At 68.5% G+C, this 18224-nt stretch carries 20 protein-coding genes; 12 read left to right on the top strand and 8 right to left on the bottom strand.

What is annotated here, in order from left to right:
* The 3 genes from IE660_RS09830 to fbaA all read left to right on the top strand — a co-directional run bounded on the left by IE660_RS09830 (window position 1) and on the right by fbaA (window position 2335).
* The gene (locus IE660_RS09830) at window positions 1-627 is read left to right on the top strand and encodes a TrmH family RNA methyltransferase (protein ID WP_203568180.1); all 627 of its coding nucleotides are present in this window, start codon (window positions 1-3) and stop codon (window positions 625-627) included.
* Window positions 628-644: 17 nt separating this feature from the next.
* On the top strand, window positions 645-1187 hold the full coding sequence (locus IE660_RS09835; protein WP_203568181.1) for a hypothetical protein: 543 nt from the start codon (window positions 645-647) through the stop codon (window positions 1185-1187).
* 122 nt (window positions 1188-1309) lie between these two features.
* The gene (gene fbaA / locus IE660_RS09840; protein WP_203568182.1) at window positions 1310-2335 is read left to right on the top strand and encodes a class II fructose-bisphosphate aldolase; all 1026 of its coding nucleotides are present in this window, start codon (window positions 1310-1312) and stop codon (window positions 2333-2335) included.
* A gap of 67 nt (window positions 2336-2402) precedes the next feature.
* On the opposite strand, the gene IE660_RS09845 is transcribed toward fbaA, so the two are convergent.
* A complete protein-coding gene (locus IE660_RS09845; protein ID WP_203568183.1) occupies window positions 2403-3179 on the bottom strand; it encodes a dioxygenase family protein in 777 nt (258 codons plus the stop codon).
* A 104-nt stretch (window positions 3180-3283) separates the two neighbouring features.
* On the opposite strand from IE660_RS09845, the gene IE660_RS09850 reads away from it, so the two are divergent.
* Window positions 3284-4231 (top strand): hypothetical protein, encoded by a 948-nt coding sequence (locus IE660_RS09850; protein ID WP_203568184.1) that lies wholly within the window; start codon window positions 3284-3286, stop codon window positions 4229-4231.
* A 20-nt stretch (window positions 4232-4251) separates the two neighbouring features.
* Here IE660_RS09850 and galE read toward each other — a convergent pair whose 3' ends face one another.
* Window positions 4252-5232, bottom strand: coding sequence for a UDP-glucose 4-epimerase GalE (gene galE / locus IE660_RS09855; protein ID WP_203568185.1), 981 nt, complete (start codon window positions 5230-5232; stop codon window positions 4252-4254).
* 146 nt (window positions 5233-5378) lie between these two features.
* On the opposite strand from galE, the gene IE660_RS09860 reads away from it, so the two are divergent.
* On the top strand, window positions 5379-5726 hold the full coding sequence (locus IE660_RS09860) for a hypothetical protein (protein ID WP_203568186.1): 348 nt from the start codon (window positions 5379-5381) through the stop codon (window positions 5724-5726).
* A gap of 25 nt (window positions 5727-5751) precedes the next feature.
* Here IE660_RS09860 and IE660_RS09865 read toward each other — a convergent pair whose 3' ends face one another.
* Entirely contained in the window at window positions 5752-5967 is a 216-nt protein-coding gene (locus IE660_RS09865; protein ID WP_203568187.1) for a hypothetical protein, read from the bottom strand.
* 102 nt (window positions 5968-6069) lie between these two features.
* Between IE660_RS09865 and IE660_RS09870 the strand changes: the two genes are divergently transcribed.
* Complete coding sequence (locus tag IE660_RS09870; protein WP_235997307.1) at window positions 6070-6954, top strand: DUF817 domain-containing protein; 885 nt, start codon at window positions 6070-6072, stop codon at window positions 6952-6954.
* Here the strand turns inward: IE660_RS09870 and IE660_RS09875 are convergent.
* A complete protein-coding gene (locus tag IE660_RS09875; RefSeq protein WP_203568189.1) occupies window positions 6918-8255 on the bottom strand; it encodes a glycoside hydrolase family 32 protein in 1338 nt (445 codons plus the stop codon). The genes IE660_RS09870 and IE660_RS09875 overlap by 37 nt on opposite strands.
* Window positions 8256-8488: 233 nt before the next feature.
* Between IE660_RS09875 and IE660_RS09880 the strand changes: the two genes are divergently transcribed.
* From IE660_RS09880 to IE660_RS09900, 5 genes are all read left to right on the top strand, one after another.
* Window positions 8489-9979, top strand: a complete 1491-nt coding sequence (locus IE660_RS09880) for a methylmalonyl-CoA carboxytransferase subunit 5S (RefSeq protein ID WP_203568190.1) — start codon at window positions 8489-8491, stop codon at window positions 9977-9979.
* A gap of 39 nt (window positions 9980-10018) precedes the next feature.
* A complete protein-coding gene (locus IE660_RS09885) occupies window positions 10019-11575 on the top strand; it encodes an acyl-CoA carboxylase subunit beta (RefSeq protein ID WP_207731030.1) in 1557 nt (518 codons plus the stop codon).
* Window positions 11576-11588: 13 nt separating this feature from the next.
* Window positions 11589-11852, top strand: coding sequence for a hypothetical protein (locus IE660_RS09890; protein ID WP_203568191.1), 264 nt, complete (start codon window positions 11589-11591; stop codon window positions 11850-11852).
* A gap of 24 nt (window positions 11853-11876) precedes the next feature.
* On the top strand, window positions 11877-12242 hold the full coding sequence (locus IE660_RS09895) for a biotin/lipoyl-containing protein (protein ID WP_203568192.1): 366 nt from the start codon (window positions 11877-11879) through the stop codon (window positions 12240-12242).
* An 89-nt stretch (window positions 12243-12331) separates the two neighbouring features.
* Window positions 12332-14374 (top strand): cell wall-binding repeat-containing protein, encoded by a 2043-nt coding sequence (locus tag IE660_RS09900; protein ID WP_203568193.1) that lies wholly within the window; start codon window positions 12332-12334, stop codon window positions 14372-14374.
* An 8-nt stretch (window positions 14375-14382) separates the two neighbouring features.
* Here the strand turns inward: IE660_RS09900 and IE660_RS09905 are convergent, their stop codons facing one another.
* From IE660_RS09905 to IE660_RS09915, 3 genes are read right to left on the bottom strand one after another with little or no spacing between them, the layout of a single operon-like run.
* Window positions 14383-15117 (bottom strand): SDR family oxidoreductase, encoded by a 735-nt coding sequence (locus IE660_RS09905; RefSeq protein ID WP_203568194.1) that lies wholly within the window; start codon window positions 15115-15117, stop codon window positions 14383-14385.
* Window positions 15118-15134: 17 nt separating this feature from the next.
* The gene (locus IE660_RS09910; protein WP_203568195.1) at window positions 15135-16082 is read right to left on the bottom strand and encodes a phosphotransferase family protein; all 948 of its coding nucleotides are present in this window, start codon (window positions 16080-16082) and stop codon (window positions 15135-15137) included.
* A gap of 2 nt (window positions 16083-16084) precedes the next feature.
* The gene (locus IE660_RS09915; protein WP_203568196.1) at window positions 16085-16456 is read right to left on the bottom strand and encodes a cupin domain-containing protein; all 372 of its coding nucleotides are present in this window, start codon (window positions 16454-16456) and stop codon (window positions 16085-16087) included.
* Window positions 16457-16551: 95 nt separating this feature from the next.
* On the opposite strand from IE660_RS09915, the gene IE660_RS09920 reads away from it, so the two are divergent.
* Window positions 16552-17301 carry a phosphoglyceromutase gene (locus IE660_RS09920; protein ID WP_203568197.1) on the top strand — a complete coding sequence of 250 codons (750 nt, stop codon included), beginning with the start codon at window positions 16552-16554 and terminating at the stop codon, window positions 17299-17301.
* A gap of 166 nt (window positions 17302-17467) precedes the next feature.
* On the opposite strand, the gene phoU is transcribed toward IE660_RS09920, so the two are convergent.
* Window positions 17468-18136, bottom strand: coding sequence for a phosphate signaling complex protein PhoU (gene phoU, locus IE660_RS09925; RefSeq protein ID WP_203568247.1), 669 nt, complete (start codon window positions 18134-18136; stop codon window positions 17468-17470).
* Window positions 18137-18224 lie beyond the last annotated feature (88 nt).

Below are 18224 nucleotides of genomic sequence, written 5' to 3' on the forward strand. Positions count from 1 at the left end.
ATGCCCGACGACCCGACCGCACCCAGCATCGGTCTCGGCCCGCACCCGAACCCCTGGCCGGACGACCCTCGCCTCGACCCCGAGCTTCTCGCCGAGGGTGACCGTCGCAATGTCACCGACGAGTTCCGCTACTGGCGCCTCGAGGCGATCGTCGAGGCCTTGGACGAGCGGCGCCACAGCCTGCACGTCGCCATTCAGAACTGGGAGCACGACTTCAACATAGGCTCGATCGTGCGCACCGCCAACGCGTTCAACGTCGCCGGCGTGCACGTGGTCGGACGACGACGCTGGAACCGTCGCGGGGCGATGGTCACCGACCGCTACCTCTCGGTGCACCACCATGCCGACGAGGCTGCTCTGTTCGGGTGGCTCGACGAGCACGGCGTCATCCCGGTCGGCGTCGACAACCTGCCCGGATCGGTGCCGATGGAATCGGCCACGCTGCCCGAGGCCTGCTGCCTGGTCTTCGGGTCGGAGGGGCCAGGCCTGACCGAGACCGTGGTGGCCGGCTGCGCGCAGGTGGTGGCGATCACCCAGTACGGCTCGACACGGTCGATCAACGCGGGCGCGGCGGCGGCGATCGCGATGTACCACTGGGCCCTGCAGCACGTGCCGAGCCAGCCCTGAGCCCTACGATGAGGCCCATGCAGACACCGGAGGCGTTCGTGGTGGGCCACAGCACCGTCAGCAGCGCGGGCCGTGTCGCCCGTAGCCAGGCGATGCTGAAGCGCACCTTCTTCAGCCTGGCGTTGTTCCTGGGCATCGTCGTCGTCCTGCAGTTCGTCAGCGACCAGGGCTGGACGGCACGCTCGATCCTGGTCAGCCTGATTCCCGGTCTGGTGATCTGGGCGGCCTTCCTGGTCTGGCGGCTGGTCTCGCTGCGCAGCGCCCGGGCCGACCTGGCCAGGGTGGGCAGCGGGGAGGCGTTCCGGATCGACCATGCCGGCATCCACCTGGCCGACAGCGGTCAGGTCGTCGGCTGGGGGCAGATCAGCGAACTCAAGGCCGAGGGCAGCCTCAGGGGAGCGGGCCCCCTGCTCGTCCTCGACCACGCCGGTGGGCGCTACCAGGTGCCGTTGTCGTTCCTCGACACACTTCCCGGAACCATCGATTCAGCCCTGCGTGCCTACTCCGGGGGCCGCCGCGGGTTGAACCTGAGCAACCTCGACAGCCTCAACGCCTTCTGAAACCCCGGGTCCGGCAGTTGATCGGGACCCGCAATCTGGCGACCCGCCGGGCGCGACCGAGCCGGGTTTGAGAGACTGGACTCGTTCGGCTCCGCACACACGTAGAAAGGGGCGTCGACGACATGCCCATTGCCACTCCTGAGGTCTACGCCGAGATGATCGATCGCGCGAAGGCAGGCAAGTTCGCCTACCCCGCGATCAACATCACCTCGTCGTCCACCGTCACCGCTGCCATCCAGGGCTTCGCCGAGGCTGGCTCGGACGGCATCATCCAGGTCTCGACCGGCGGTGCCGAGTACGGCTCCGGCTCGACCATCAAGAACATGGTGAGCGGCGCGACCGCCCTGGCTGCCTACGCCCGTGAGGTCGCCAAGAACTACCCGGTGAACATCGCCCTGCACACCGACCACTGCCCCAAGGACAAGCTGGACGGCTTCGTGCGCCCGCTGCTCGCGATCAGCGAAGAGCGTGTGGCCCGCGGCGAGGACCCGCTGTTCAACTCGCACATGTGGGACGGCTCGGCCGTGCCGCTGGACGAGAACCTGCAGATCGCCGAGGAACTGCTCGCGCGCACCTCGAAGGCCAAGATGATCCTCGAGATCGAGGTCGGCGTGGTCGGCGGCGAGGAGGACGGTGTCGCCAACGAGATCAACGAGAAGCTCTACACCACCGTCGAGGACGGCATGGCCACCATCGAGGCCCTGGGCCTGGGTGAGAAGGGCCGCTACATCACCGCGCTGACCTTCGGCAACGTGCACGGGGTGTACAAGCCGGGTGCGGTGAAGCTGCGTCCCGAGGTGCTCAAGGAGATCCAGGACGCCGTCGGCGCCAAGTACGGCAAGGAGAGCCCGTTCGACTTGGTCTTCCACGGCGGCTCCGGCTCGAGCCCCGAAGAGATCGCCGCGGCGGTCGACTACGGCGTCATCAAGATGAACGTCGACACCGACACCCAGTACGCCTACACCCGCCCGGTCGCCGAGCACATGCTGCGCAACTACGACGGCGTGCTCAAGATCGACGGCGAGGTCGGCAACAAGAAGATGTACGACCCCCGCGCCTGGGGCAAGCTGGCCGAGGCCGGCATGGCCAAGCGCGTGGTCGAGGCCTGCGAGAACCTGCGCTCGGCAGGTACCACGCTCGCCAAGTGAGCTGACAACGACGAACGGGCCGTCCCCAGTGGGGCGGCCCGTTCGCCATGGACGGGTCGGCCAGGCTTCAGCTGAACTGCCAGGACCGCTTCGACAGCCCGTACCAGAACCCGTCGACCGCCACCTCGTTGGCGTGGCCGCTCGCCTCGGCTGCGCCGAGCGCCACGTACAGGGGTGCCCAGTGCTCGGTGCGCGGGTGGGCCTCGGCCGCGGCGGGAGCGACCCGCTCGAAGTCCAGGATCGCGTCGACGTCGCGCCGCTCGAGGGCCTCGGCTGCCCACTGGTCGAACTCGACCGACGGGGTCGGTGCCGGTGCGTCGGCCCCGGCGCGGGGGTTGAACCACCGCAGGTTGTGGGTGGTGAATCCCGACCCGATGATCAGCGTGCCCTCGTCGCGCAGGGGCGCCAGCCGGCGTCCGAGTTCGTAGAGGCCCTGCGGGTCGAGCGTGGGCAGCGACATCTGCACCACCGGCACGTCGGCCTCGGGGAACAGTTCGACCATCGGCACGTAGGCGCCGTGGTCGAGCCCGCGATCAGGGTCCTGGTGCACCGGGCCGTCGACCAGCCCGGCCAGGCGGTCGGCCAACTCGGGTGCGACCGGGGCGTCGTAGGTCACGTCGTAGTACTTCTGCGGGAATCCCCAGAAGTCGTACACCAGCGGCGTGCCGGGCTTCGTGGACGAGACGGTGACCGGCTGGTTCTCCCAGTGGGCAGACACCATCAGCACGTTGGTCGGCCTGTCGAGTCGCGACGACCAGTCGTGCAGTTGGCCGGTCCAGGTGGCGTCGTCGGCCAACGGTGGCGCCCCGTGGCTCAGGAACAGCACGGGTTGGCGCTCGCTCATGGGGAACTCCTCAGATAGTTGAGACTTCAACTGTACGCTTGCCGCGACCCAACCACAAGGGAAACCGTTGGCGGGGGCGGTCGTCCTGACAGCAGACTGGGCCCATGTTCACCCCTCGCATCACCTGGCCCGACCTGCCGCCCCACGTGCGCGACGAGGTCGAGCAGGTGATGGGCGCCACGGTCGTCGAGTGGTCGAGCCAGTTCGGCGGCTTCTCGCCCGGAACCGCAGACCGGCTGCTGTTCGACGACGGACGACGGATCTTCTGCAAGGCGGTCAGTGAGGCGATGAACACCGGCTCGGCGAAGCTGTACCGCGACGAGATCGCGGTCAACCGCACGATCCCCGACGGGTTGCCGGTGCCGACGATGCTGCACAGTGCCGAGTGGGACGACGGCTGGGTACTACTGCTCTTCGACGACCTCGAGGGGCGTCACCCGTACACGCCATGGCGTGAGGACGAGTTCGGTTCCGCCCTGACCTCGATCAGCCAGGTGGCCGAGGGCGTTCCGGTGGCGAGTGAGGAACTGCCCGACATCGACTCCACGCTGGGCCAGGGCGACCTGGGCTGCTGGGCGCACCTGGCCGACGACATCGCCGCCGGTGGGGGGCCGGTGCTCGACCCCTGGCTGGCCGAGCACCTCGACGAGATGGTCGAACGGTCCGCGGCCGCACGTCAGGCGATCCGGGGCACCGCGCTGTGCCAGCTCGATGCCCGCGCCGACAACATGGTGCTCGACGCGTCGGGCCAGGTCTGGTTGGTCGACTGGCCGTGGGCCTGCCGCGGGGCCGCCTGGGTCGACGGGGCGATGCTCGGGCTGACCGCCGTGGGCCAGGGGGTCGACTTCGACCTCGATGCGGCCGTGGACGCCTACGCCACCGGTCTCGGCGCCACCCGCGACGACGTCACCAACCTCTGGGCGGGCGAGCTCGGCTTCTTCGTCAGCGTCGCCGACCTGCCAGATCCCCCCGGCCTGCCCACGATCCGCGCCCACCACCGCAGGATGCGCGATGCGCTGATCCCGGCAGTCCGGCGTCGGCTGCAGGCCTGAGCAGGTCTTGACCGACGAGCTCAGACGTCGATGTGCCGGGGGCCCGCCTGCCACGCGCTCCAGGCCGACTCGACGATCTCGTCCAAGCCGGTGCTCGAACGGAACCCCATGTCGTCGGCGATCCGGTCGGGTGAGGCCACCAGCTTCGGCGGGTCGCCGGCCCGGCGAGGCTCGACCACCGGGGTGGTGTCGAGCCCCGAGACGGCACCGACAGCGTCGACGACCTGCTTGACCGAGGCGCCCTGTCCGGTGCCCACGTTGTAGGAGTGGTGCGACAGTTCACCGTCGAGCGCACGCATCGCCGCGATGTGGGCCTCGGCGAGGTCACGCACGTGCACGTAGTCGCGTATGCAGGTGCCGTCGGGGGTGGGGTAGTCGTCACCGAACACCCGAGGCTGCTCCCCGCGCTCGAGCCGGTCGAGCACCATCGGGATGAGGTTCATGATGGCCGGATCGCCCAGGTCGTCCCAGCCGGCGCCCGCCACGTTGAAGTAGCGCAGGGCCACCCACTTCAGCCCCCAGGCCCGCTCGCAGTCCTCCATGATCCACTCACCGACCAGCTTCGAGCGACCGTAGGGATTGATCGGTGAGGTGCGCGAGTCCTCCAGCACAACCGCCTCCTCGGGCTCGCCGTAGACCGCCGCCGAGGACGAGTAGATGATCTTGCGCACCCCCGCCGCCTCCATGGCGTCGAGCACGTTGACCAGCCCACCCAGGTTCTGCCGGTAGTAGTACAGCGGACGCTGCACCGACTCACCGACCTGCTTCTTGGCGGCGAAGTGGATGACGGCGTCGACCTGGTGCTCACGCATCACCTCGGCCAGCACCCTCTCGGCGTCCGGGGCCGAGATGTCGAGTTCGACCAAGGGGCTCTCACCGACGCGCGAGGCGATCGAGGACGACAGGTCGTCCACCACGACGACGTCGGTGCCCTCCTGCTGCAGCAGCCGCACCACGTGGGCGCCGATGTAGCCCGCACCGCCGGTCACCAGAACACTCATAGCCGATCCTCTCGCCGCAGTTGTCACCCCCGATCCTAGGGGTGTGACAGAGGGCCGATCTGGCGCAAACCCACGTTCGGGCACCGCGGTCTGATCTAGCGTCGAACACGCACAGCCCACGCATCTCACTGACGATGGAGTCAACCATGAGCAACCAGCTGTCGCGCCGCGCCCTCGTCCTCGGAACCGGAGCAGGGGTCTCTGCCCTGGCCCTGTCCGTGGCGCGCACCGCATCGTGCGGTCCCTCTGAGTTCGGTTGGGTGAGCGGCTCGACCGGGACGAAGATCCCGCGGATCGGCTTCGATCGTGGACTGGTCGCCTTCTACGCCGGTGGGCAGCGCGCCGTCGTGGCCGTCGGTTCCTGCGGCGAACCCACCACGCCCTCCCTGGTCACCCAGTCGACGAGCACCAAGAACTCGGTGCTGGTCGCCGGCGGGTCGAGGAACCCGGGCAAGGTGATCGTCGGCTACGCGACCGTGGATCGCGACAACTGACGCCCTCGTTCACCCACGCGGTGCGTCACCAGGGGCTCGAGCTGACCGGATGGGCAGCTCGAGCCTCTGCCACGTCCGGGGCGAGTTCGCCATCGGCGTTGCGCGGCGTCCAGGTCTGGTCGGTCGTCCATTCACTGCCGCAGGACGCACAGGCGAACACCGGCCTGCCGTCGATCTCGTCGTCCACCGCACCCCACGAACAGGTGCCCTTGCAGTCGCCCGAGGCGAGTTCACGTGCCATGGGCGACAGTCTGTCGCACCGCGAGGGCGCATCCGCAGGTCTGAGCCGACGGTGACCACGGTCCGATGCCCCGAGCTCCCGACGCCGACCAGCATGGACGCCATGGCAACCGGACGCGCAAGCACCCAGCGACTGGCACAGGTGATCCGGTGGTTGTGGCGGTTCGGATGGACGCAGGTGCAGTGCTGCGCCTTCGCCGCGGCGATCTTCGTCGGGTTGGCCGCCACCGTGCTGATCTGGCGCGTCGTCGAGGTGCCGGTGGCCCGTTACGACGTGCTGCTGGCCTACGTGCTCGTCGTCCAGGTGGTGTTCGTGGCCACCAGGCTCGAGACCGGACGAGAGTTGCTGGTGATCTGCTGCTTCCACCTGTTGGGGCTGGCGCTCGAGATGTGGAAGACCCACGTCGGATCGTGGTCGTACCCCGATCCGGGACTGTTCACGGTGATGGGTGTGCCGCTGTTCTCTGGATTCATGTACGCAGCGGTGGGCAGCTACATCTGCCAGGCCTTCCGCCGCTTCGACCTGCGGATCGACGGCTTCCGGTGGCTGCCGCAGGTGTTGCTGGCAGCCGGTGTCTACCTCAACTTCTTCACCAACGCCTTCGCCCTCGACCTGCGGGTGTTCCTGGCCATCGGCATCGTCGTGGCCAGTGGGGGCACCTGGGTGCGCTTTCGGGTTGGCGAGAGGGGCTCGAGCATGCCGCTGGCGGTGGCGTTCGTGTTGATCGGCGGGTTCCTGTGGGTGGCCGAGAACCTGGCCACGCTGTTCGGGGCTTGGCAGTACCCCTACCAGGCCGGGGCTTGGACGATGGTGCACGTCAACAAGTTCGGCTCGTGGGCGCTGCTGGTCACCCTGAGCTTCGTGCTGGTGGCCGCTGTCAAGGCGCGCGAGGGCGTCATCGTCGCGGCCGGACGACGCCTCGTCCACGAGGTCGAGGCTGTGGCACCGCCTCAGTCGGCCGAACTGGCTCGCAGCCGCTCGACCTGACCGGTCCAGGTCAGCGCGCGCGGGCCGGTGTCGTCCAGGGCCAACGAGGTCAGTACCGTGCGGCCGCCGTCGGCGTAGACCTCGAGGCAGCCGTGGTCGACCAACAGCCCCAGCGACAGCCGATCCAACCCGGGACGCAGCGGCGCGCTGACCTGCTTGGCCGGTGCCACCCCCGCCATCGGGGCCCGGTCGAGGACGAGCCGGTCGTCGGCCCAGGTCAGCACGTGCGAGCCGATGGTCAGCGCCTGGGGCGCGACCAGGTCGAGTTCCACCCAACCCACCGCCGGGGCCTGCCACACCTGGCCATCCACCTCGACCGCCTGCATCTCGCCCAGCGAGGCAAGCACCTCGTCCACCGGCTGCTGGACGAGCGCGACCGCGCCGTCGGCGACGACCAGGCTGAGCTGCCGGGGCACGGTGAGCATGCCGGGGAAGCCGGCCTCGGCCAGGTCGTGGGCGTAGTCCCAGTTGTTCAACCACCCGACCAGGATCCGTCGTCCGTCGGGCACGTCGCCGAAACTGACCCCGGCGTAGTTGTCGCTGCCCCAGTCGAGCCACAGCCCCGGGTCGTCGTCGGCGGCGCGGAAGACCTCGCCGTCGAAGTCGCCCAGGAACCAGCGGGTGCCTGAGCCCCCTTGGATGGCGCCGGGGTTGACCGAGAGCACCAGCACCCAGCGGGTCCGACCGCCGACCGTCATGGGGAACAGGTCGGGGCACTCCCAGGTCGGGGTGGCCAACTCCGGGAACCGGAACTCGCCCGAGTAGGTCCAGTCGACCAGGTTGGCCGAGTGGTGGTGGACGACCGCGTTCTCGTGGGCCTCGACCGCCACCATCGCCCACCGGTCGCGTTCGTGGTCCCAGGAAACCTTCGGGTCGCGGAAGTTCTGCGACTCGCGGTCGAGCACTGGGTGGCCAAGCTTGGTGAAGGTGATGCCGTCGCTGCTCCAGGCGATCGACTGGGTCTGGCGGCCGTGCCAGGGACTGCCGGGCTGGTGGTCCATGGTGTAGGCCGCGACCAGTGCACCAGCCCCAAAGCCTGCGGTGTCGTGCTCGTCCACGACCGCCGACCCCGAGAAGCAGCCGTGGTCGGCCTCATGCATCAGGGCGACCGGGTGCTCGTCCCAGTTCACCAGGTCGGACGAACTGACGTGCCCCCACGACATGTTGCCCCAGGAACCGCCGCTGGGGTTGTGCTGGAAGAACATGTGCCAGCGCCCCCGGTACCAGCACAGGCCGTTGGGATCGTTGATCCAGTTCTTGCTCATCACGTGCAGTGCCGGACGCGTCGGGGGCAGGCTCATGACTCCATTGAACCGCCTGTGCTGGAAGTGGTGACCCAGGGTTGCGCCAACTGGAGGAAGATGCCGGTCACTCCATCTTCGGTGAAGACCTCGCCGACGACTGGACCCGACCAGCTGCGCCGCCGCGCCGAAGGCGCCGGCGCCACGCGACCCAGCCTCGAGGTGCGCAGAGCGCCTCTCTGAAACCACCCCCGGTGTGGGGTCGGGAACCGCGTCGTGACAGGGTGGACACCATGACGCGAAAGATTGGTGTGACTGAGCTGGTGCTGCGCGACGCCCACCAGAGTCTGATGGCCACCCGCATGGCGATGGAGGACATGGTTGACGCCTGTGCCGACATCGACGCCGCCGGCTTCTGGTCGGTCGAGTGCTGGGGTGGCGCGACCTTCGACTCCTGCATCCGCTTCCTGAACGAGGACCCGTGGGAACGCCTGCGCACCTTCCGTGAGCTGATGCCCAACAGCCGGCTCCAGATGCTGCTGCGCGGCCAGAACCTGCTCGGCTACCGCCACTACGAGGACACCGTCGTGGAGAAGTTCGTCGAGAAGTCCGCCGAGAACGGCATGGACGTCTTCCGGGTGTTCGACGCCCTCAACGACCCGCGCAACATGGAGCGGGCGATGCAGGCGGTCAAGGCCACCGGCAAGCACGCCCAGGGCACGATCTGCTACACGATCTCGCCGCTGCACACCACCGAGGGCTACGTGAAGCTCGCCGGCCAGCTGCTCGACATGGGTGCTGAGTCGATCGCCCTGAAGGACATGGCGGCCCTGCTCAAGCCCCAGCCCGCTTACGACATCGTCAAGGGCATCAAGGACACCTACGGCGACGTGCAGATCAACGTGCACTGCCACTCCACCACTGGGGTGACCCTGGTCAGCCTGATGCGCGCGATCGAGGCCGGCGCCGACGTGGTCGACACCGCGATCAGCTCGATGAGTCTGGGCCCGGGCCACAACCCGACCGAGTCGCTGGTCGAGATGCTCGAGGGCACCGAGTACACCACCGGCCTCGACATGGACCGGCTGCTCAAGATCCGCGACCACTTCGCGACGGTTCGTCCCAAGTACGCCGAGTTCGAGTCGGCCACCCTGGTCGACACCGACATCTTCTCGTCCCAGATCCCCGGCGGCATGCTCTCGAACATGGAGAGCCAGCTCAAGGCCCAGGGCGCCGGCGACCGGATCCGTGAGGTCATGGAGGAGGTGCCGGTGGTGAAGAAGGACGCCGGTTACCCGCCGCTGGTCACCCCCTCGAGCCAGATCGTGGGCACCCAGGCCGTGTTCAACGTGTTGATGGGCCGCTACAAGGTGATGACCGGCGAGTTCGCCGACCTGATGCTCGGCTACTACGGCGAGTGCATGGGCGAGCGCAACCCCGAGGTGATCGAGATCGCCAAGGGCCAGGCCAAGAAGGATCCGATCACCGAGCGCCCGGCAGACCTGCTCGCCCCCGAGTGGGACCACCTGGTCGAGGAGGCCACCAAGCTCGCCGGCTACAACGGCACCGACGAGGACGTGCTCACCAACGCCATGTTCCCCGGTGTCGCGGGCAAGTTCCTGGCCAGCCGCGCCGAGGGCCCCAAGAATGTGGGCAAGACCGCCGAGCAGATCGAGAAGGAGAAGGCTGCTGCCGACGGATCGTCGAAGGCTGTGCGCGGCCCGATCAAGTACAACGTCACCATGGCCGGACGCACCCACACTGTGCAGGTCGAGCCGGCCTGACCCCGCCATCCACTCCCACGAGAGCTGACAAGGAAACCCATGGCTGCAACCAAGAAGTCGATGGACGAGCTGCTCAAGCAGCTCAACGAGCGCCGCAAAGCGGTTGAGCTCGGTGGCGGGCAGGCCCGTCTCGACAAGCAGAAGTCGCAGGGCAAGCTGACCGCCCGCGAGCGGATCGACGCCGTGCTCGATCCCGGCACCTTCCAGGAGGTCGGCGCCTTCCGCCGCAACCGCACCACCGAGTTCGGCATGGACAAGGCCGACATGCCCGCCGACGGCGTGGTCACCGGTTCCGGTGCCGTGCTCGGCCGCCCGGTCAACATCGCCAGCCAGGACTTCACCGTCGCTGGTGGCTCGGCCGGTGAGACCCACTCCAAGAAGGTCGCCGAGGCCCTGCGCGAGTCGCTGAAGAACGGTGCGCCGTTCATCTTCATCAACGACTCCGGCGGTGCCCGTGTGCAGGAGGGCATCGACTCGCTGTCGGGCTACGGCCAGGTGTTCTACGCCAACGTGCTGCTGTCGGGTGCGGTGCCGCAGATCTCGATCATCGCCGGCCCCTGCGCCGGTGGCGCGGCCTACTCCCCGGCGCTGACCGACTTCATCATCCAGACCCGCAAGGCCCACATGTTCATCACCGGGCCCGGCGTGATCAAGCAGGTCACCGGCGAAGAGGTCACCGCCGACGCCCTCGGTGGCGCCGACGCGCAGATGGCCTCGGGTGTGGTCTCGTTCGTCGCCGACGATGACGACCAGGCCATCCTGATCGCCAAGAAGCTGCTCAGCTTCCTGCCGCAGAACAACTCCGAAGAGGCGCCGATCGTCGATCCAGACGACAGCGTCGACCCCGACCCGGCGCTGCGTTCGATCATCCCCGCCGACGACCGCAAGGGCTACGACGTCCGTGAGGTCATCCGGCTGATCGTCGACCACGAGGACTTCCTCGAGGTGCAGGCCGGCTTCGCCGCCAACCTGGTGGTCGGTTTCGGACGCATCGTCGGCCAGACGGTCGGCCTCATCGCCAACCAGCCGTCGGTGATGTCGGGCGTGCTCGACATCAACTCCTCCGACAAGGGCAGCAAGTTCATCCGGTTCTGCAACGCCTTCAACATCCCGGTGATCAACTTGGTCGACGTGCCCGGCTTCCTGCCCGGTGTCGCCCAGGAGGCCGGCGGCATCATCCGCCACGGCGCCAAGATGCTCTACGCCTACTCGGCGGCGTCGGTGCCGAAGATCACCGTGGTCATGCGCAAGGCCTACGGCGGCTCGTACCTGGCCATGTGCTCCAAGGACCTGGGCGCCGACCGGGTGTTCGCCTGGCCGACCGCCGAGATCGCGGTGATGGGTGCCGAGGGTGCCGCCGCGGTGGTGTTCAAGCGCGAGATCGCCGAGGCCGAGGATCCCAAGGCCCGTCGTGAGGAACTGGTCGAGGAGTACCGCACCACCTTCTCCTCGCCCTACATGGCGGCTGCCCACGGTCTGGTCGACGACATCATCGATCCGGCCGAGACCCGCTTCCAGATCGCCAGCGCGCTCGCCCAGCTGACCAACAAGCGTGAGTTGCGTCCGGCCAAGAAGCATGGCCTCGGGCCGGTCTGATCGGGGTGCTGAGATGACCGAAACTCCGATGAGCACCGAAGACCTGCAGCAACTGGTCGTCCAGATGCAGCAGCGCCTCGGCGAGCTCGAGTCGCAGGTGGCCGAACTCAAGGCCCAGCAGGTGATTCCCGACGACATCGTGATGGCGATCAGCGCCGCCGTGGCGGCCTTCCTGGGCCACAAGGCCAAAGTGCGCGCCATCTCGCTGTCCGGCGGACGCCGGTGGGCCACAGAGAACCGTGGCCGAGTCCATGACCGTTCCGTTGCGCGGCGCTGACGTCGCGAGGAGGATCAACAACCCATGAAGCTCAAGGTGACCATCAACGGGAACGACTACATCGTCGACGTCGAGGTCGAGGAGGACGAGCGCCAGACGCTCAGCCCAATCGTCATCGGCGGGGTCGGGACCGGACAGAACCAGATCCCCACGCGAGCGTCCATGCCGGCCGCCTCGGCCAACGCGGTGACCGCACCGCTGGCCGGGTCGGTGGCCCGGATCCTCGTCAGTGAGGGTGACACGATCGAGGCGGGCGCCGTGCTGCTGGTGCTCGAGGCCATGAAGATGGAGACCGAGATCACTGCGCCGAGTGCCGGCACGGTGAGCGAGGTGCTCGTCGAGCCCGGCCAGGCCGTGCAGGGTGGCCAGCCGCTGATCCGCGTCGACTGACACGCACCCCTCACGGGGTGGGACACGTGACCAGCCGTGCGTCTAGTCGATACGCTCAGGCCAACGGCGAGCGGGGAAGGGGACTGTCCGTGCTCAGACGATCCGTGATCGGACGACCTGTGATCAGGCGGACCGCCGTGGTCGCAGTGTTTGCGCTGGTGGGGTCCCTGCTGCCATTGTCGGTGGCTGGCGACCCGATCGGGGATGACGGGCGGTCGCCCTCGGAGCCCACCGGCGAGTTCGCCGACCTGCCGGCAGCGGCCACCAACCCGTTGCCGCCCGAGGCTGATCGCCGCCGGGGCCAGCAGAAGCCGCAGAGCGCCACGGTCGATGACCTGACCGAGCTCTGGGACACCAGCTCGCGAGTCGGGCCGACCTACTCGGCGACGGCCCAGCGGCTCGGGGGCGCCAACAGGTACGAGGTGGCGGTCGCCATCGCCAAGCGCGGGTTTCCCAGGGGTGCGTCGGTGGTCTACCTGGCGCGCAGCGATGTGCTCACCGATGCTCTGGTCGCGGGAACCTTGCGCGATGGGCCGATCCTGCTCACCCAGACCAATGCGCTGCCCGCCGTCATCAACGCCGAGATCACCCGGCTGGGCAACCCCAAGGTCGTGGTCATCGGCAGCGCCGGTTCGGTGAGCGACGCCACCGCCAAGGCCGCCTCGCGCGGTCGTCCCTACACCCGGCTGGCGGGGCCCGACCGCATCTCGACCTCGGTGGCGGTGGCCAGGTACGCCTTCCCTCAAGGTGCCCAGCACGCCTACTTGGCCCATGGGTTCGGCGCCGGTGGCCAGGGCTCACCGGATGCCGTGTCGGCGGGCGGCGTCTCGGACGGCCCGATCCTGTGGGTCAATCCGCGGCGAGGTCTGGAGCCCGCGACCGCGCGGCTGCTCAGCGACCTCGGGGTCACCCAGCGTCACCAACTGGGTTGGGTCGACCTCAACGTGCCGGTCACCGATCGGATCGGCTCGTTCGACCGCTACACCGCTTCGGTGGCGATCGCCGAGCACACCTTCGGGCTGAGCCCGGTGACGGTCTACCTGGCCCGCGGAGACGTCTTCAGCGATGCCGCCGCCGCCGGCTCGCTCAACGATGGGCCGGTGCTTCTCGTCCAGCCCACCACCCTGCCTCGGGCGGTGTGCACCTACCTGCGGCGCTCGGTGCCGGTCAACGTGATTGCGCTGGGTTCCACGGCCTCGGTGTCGGCCACCGTGCTCAACCAAGCGCGCGCCTGCGCCTCGCGCGGCACCTACAAGCTGTTCTCGGGCTACACCTTCCACGAGGTCGACAGCATGCCCTACGTCGGGCCCGGCACCGTGCCCATGCGCACCGACTGCGTCAACGACACCGACCCCAGCTACGGCATCCACACCCGCGCCTGGGACGGGGTGAACGTCTTCCACCCGGTCTCGTTGGCCGGTCAGACCCTGGGATCGATCAGCCGCTACGCCAAACAACCCACCACTGCCGAGGGGTGCCGACAGCTCAACATCGCGCGCAACAACGCGATGTACTTCCTGCAGAGCCCCAATCGGCACACGGTGGGCGAGGCCGACTTCTATGCCTATGACTTTCCGGTCCTGATCGGCGGGGTGCCCCAGAAGTACATCCCCGCGCCGTGGTACTCGGGCATGGGGCAGGGGCACATGCTGTCGGTGTTCTCACGGCTGTATCAGATCGACCGCAACCCGGTCTGGCTCGAGGCCGCCCGGCGCACCTTCAACTCCTTCACCGTGCCCCGCATTCAGGGCCGGCCCTGGGTGACCATCGAGGACGGCAATGGGCGGATCTGGTTCGAGGAGTACGCCGGTGACGTCGCGGCGCCGTTGGTGATCAACGGGCAGGTGTTCGCGATCTTCGGCATGTACGACTACTACAAGGCCAGCGGCGACCCCCGTGCTCGCATCACGATGGACGCCGGTGCCACGACCATGCTCGATGCCTACCCCGAGTACCGCGATCCCGGAGCGCGCTCGTTCTACTGCGCCGAGAACCCGCACTGCCAGTCAGCCCGTTGGCGGGCGAGCGTCCACTACCACACCGTGGTGATCGACCAGTTGGAGGTGCTGGCCCAGATGACCGGCGACCGCCGCTTCTCGATGGCAGCGGCGGCCCTGCGGGCTGACGGCTGAGTCTGGGCTCAGTTCGTCCGGTGCACCTTGTGCTGGGCGGCCTGCGCCCGTGGACGAATCGTGATCCGGTCGATGTTGACGTGACCAGGACGCGTGGCCACCCAGACGATGGCGTCGGCGACGTCGTCGGCGACCAGCGGCTCGTCCACCCCGTCGTAGACCTTGTCGGCGCGGGCCTGATCGCCGTCGAAGCGGGTCAGCGAGAACTCGTCGGTACGCACCATGCCGGGGGCGATCTCGCAGATCCTCACCGGCTGGTCGAACAGTTCCAGCCGCAGCGCACGGGCCAGCATCATCTCGCCGGCCTTGGCCGCGTTGTAGCCCGCCCCTCCCTCGTAGGCGGCGTCGGCGGCGGTCGAGGTGACGAACACGATCGTGCCCGCTGCAGCGACCAGGGCCGGCAGCAGCGCCTTGGTCACCCGGCCGGCGCCCAGAACGTTCGAGGTGTACATCGTGGTCCAGTCATCGAAGTCGGCCTCGGCGATCGGCTGCTGGCCGTGGGCGCCGCCAGCGTTGTTGACCAGCAGGTCGAGCCGGTCGCCGACCTGGTCGGCCAACGCGGCCACGGAGTCGGCGTCGGAGACGTCGCAGGTGATCGCCCGACCGCCGATCTCAGCGGCAAGGGCCTCGATCCGCTCGGTGCGGCGGGCGACGCAGATCACCTCCCACCCCTGACCAGCGAGCATGCGGGCGGTGGCGGCGCCGATCCCAGAGGACGCGCCGGTGACGAGGGCAGTGGGCATGCCCCGATTCTGGCCCATCACCGGGCGGGGGTGTCGACCAGGTCCATCACCTCAGCGACGAAGCTGCCGTCGAGCACCCGCTGCAGCCCTCGTACCGGGCTCTGCGTCCAGGTCTGGCCGGGCTGCCAGTGGTGCAGCTGAATCAGGTGCCACATCGCCTCGGCGGTGACCACTCGGTTGATCGACGAGCGCACCGCGGCGAGCGCGGGCCAGGTCGCCAGCAGCCCGGGCACCAGTCCGCGGTGGTCGAACTCGCGCAATGAGCGCTGCAGCATGTCCCACTCCATCGTCTGGTGCCCCCAGCGGGCTCCCTCGAAGTCGACCAGGTGCAACCGCCCGTCACGGCCGTGCAGCACGTTGCGCAGGTGCAGGTCGGTGTGGACGAAGACCTCGCTCCCGGCTGGTTCCAGCGGGTGGTCAGCCAGGAAGCACGCGACCCCGTCGAGCAGCCCATCGGTGTCGACCACGCGCCCCCTGGCGCTGGCCAGCAGGGTGGGTGCGTACTGCTCAGGGGCGTGGTAGGCGTCGGCCCAGCGGCCCTCGGCCACGGCCGCCGTCGGCCACGAGTTGTGCATCCATGGTTGCCGTTCGAGTGCGTGCAGGTGGCTGATCGTGGTGCCCAGTTCCCGTCCGACACGGTCGCGCTCGGCGCGGCCCAAGGTGCTCCAGACCGTCTGCAGGGGCTGGCCGTCGAGGCGCTCCAGCACCAGGTACTCCCCGCCGGAGGCTCGTTGCCCGACCGCGATCACCCGGGCGTGCGGCACGTCGTCGGGCAGGTGAGTGAGCACCTCGGCCTCGTGGGCGAACGCGCCGGCCAGTCGTCCGGTGTTGAGCCTCACCACCACCGATCCGCAGACGGCGACCACGTTGGCGAAGCCGTCCAGTGACTCGATCGGGTGGCTGGTGCCCAGCCCGTGCCGACGAAGGATCCTGGTCACCTCGGCGGCGACCGCAGGGGTGGCCATGGTCACTCGATCGCGTCAGGGATCTGGCCGACCTCGGTGGCGCCCTCCCCGCCGGGAGCGGTGACCAGCATGGTGACGGTCAGCAGGGAGTCCTCGACGGCGTCGACCGCGTGGCGTTCCATCGCGGGCAGGTGCACCAGATCGCCGGGGCGCAGGTCGGCCTTCTGGTCGGCCCAGCTGAATCGGCAGTGACCGGTGACGACTTGGATGATCACCGGATGGAAGGCGTGGTGTTCCTTGAGGTGCTGACCGGCCAGGAAGGCGAAGGCGACGACGTGGGCCGACTCGGTCTTGAGCACCTTGAGGGCTCGCGGTCGGTTGTCGAAGGGACGAACCAGGTCTTCGATGCCGCTGACGAGGGTGACGGCGTTCATCGAAGCACCGTACCGCCGTTGGAACCGCCCGCGTGCAGACCGGGTTTGTGCACTGGGCCCCGGGCCAACGGGGCAGGCGTCGATAGACTCCCACCATGACCTACAAGCTGATCCTGCTTCGCCACGGCGAGAGCGAGTGGAACGCCAAGAACCTCTTCACCGGCTGGGTGGACGTCGACATCAACGAGAAGGGTGTCGGTGAGGCCAAGCGCGGCGCCGAGCTCATGAAGTCAGAGGGTCTGCTGCCCGACGTGCTGCACACCTCGCTGCTGCGTCGCGCCATTCACACCGCCTACCTGGCGCTGGATGGTTGCGACCGGCACTGGATTCCGGTGAAGCGCAGCTGGCGGCTCAACGAGCGTCACTACGGCAAGCTGCAGGGGCTCAACAAGACCGAGATCCGCGACCAGTTCGGCGAGGAGCAGTTCATGACGTGGCGTCGTTCCTACGACGTGCCGCCGCCCCCCATCGACAAGGACAACGAGTTCTCGCAGTGGGACGACCCCCGCTACGCCGAGCTCAGCGAGGACGAGCGTCCGCTCACCGAGTGCCTCAAGGACGTCGTGGCCCGGATGCTGCCCTACTGGGAGTCCGACATCAAGCCCGACCTGGCCGAGGACAAGATCGTCCTGGTCACCGCCCACGGCAACTCGCTGCGCGCGCTGGTCAAGCACCTCGACGGGATCTCCGACGACGACATCGCCGGGCTGAACATCCCCACCGGCATCCCGCTGTACTACGAGCTGGACGAGAACTTCGAGCCGGTCACCCCCGGTGGCCGCTACCTCGATCCCGAGGCCGCTGCCGCCTCGATCGAGGCCGTCAAGAACCAGGGCAAGAAGTAGGTTCACCAGCCCAGACGCCGATCGCCCGGCTCCTCAGTCGAGGGGCCGGGCGTTCGCTTTGTTGATCGAGTAGCGGCGAGGGAAGAGCCGCGTGTCGAGGTCCCGCGGGGGGGTGCAGGGGGCCTCCCCCCGCGTGGGGGTGCAGGGGGTCATCCCCCGCAACAACTCAGTACGTGGTGGGCCAGTCCTCACCCTCGGGGGCCTCACCGGTGACGATGTAGATCGTCCGGCGACCGATGGCGACCGCGTGGTCGGCGATCCGCTCGTAGTAGCGGCCGAGCAGGGCGCAGTCGACGGCGGCCTCGACCCCGTGGCTCCAGTCCTTGCTCAGCAGGGCGCGGAACTGGTCACGGCGCAGTTCGTCCATGCGCTCGTCGTCGGTGGCCAGCTCCAGGGCTGCCTTGGCGTCGGCGTTCTCGAGGGTCTGGGCGGCCATGCCGATCATCTGGTCGGCGACGCGGGCCATTTCGGCGAAGTTCGACTCGAGGGCGGCCGGCACGGCCTTCTCGGGGTAGCGCATCCGGGCGATCTTGGCGACGTGGGCCGACAGGTCACCCATCCGGCCCAGTTCCATGGTCATCCGCAGTACGGCGACCACCTGGCGCAGCTCACCGGCCACCGGCGACTGGCGGGCCAACAGGGTGAAGGCCCGCTGCTCGAGCGAGACGCCCATCTCGTCGATCTTGATGTCGTCGCCGATCACTCGCTCGGCCACCGCGAGGTCGGCGTTGACCAGCGACCGGGTGGCGTCGACGCAGGCCGTCTGCACGGCGCGGGTCATTGCGACCAGATCATGGGTCAGCGTCTCGAGCTCTTCACGGTACGTGTTGCGCAGCATCCACTTCCTCGATTCGTCACAGTCGTGAACTGGGCCAACGCCAAGCCTAGCCGCTGTCGTTCCCGCAGGACTCTAGCCGCGACGT

The sequence above is a fragment of the Aestuariimicrobium ganziense genome (assembly GCF_015352975.1).
Taxonomy (GTDB): Bacteria; Actinomycetota; Actinomycetes; order Propionibacteriales; family Propionibacteriaceae; genus Aestuariimicrobium; species Aestuariimicrobium ganziense.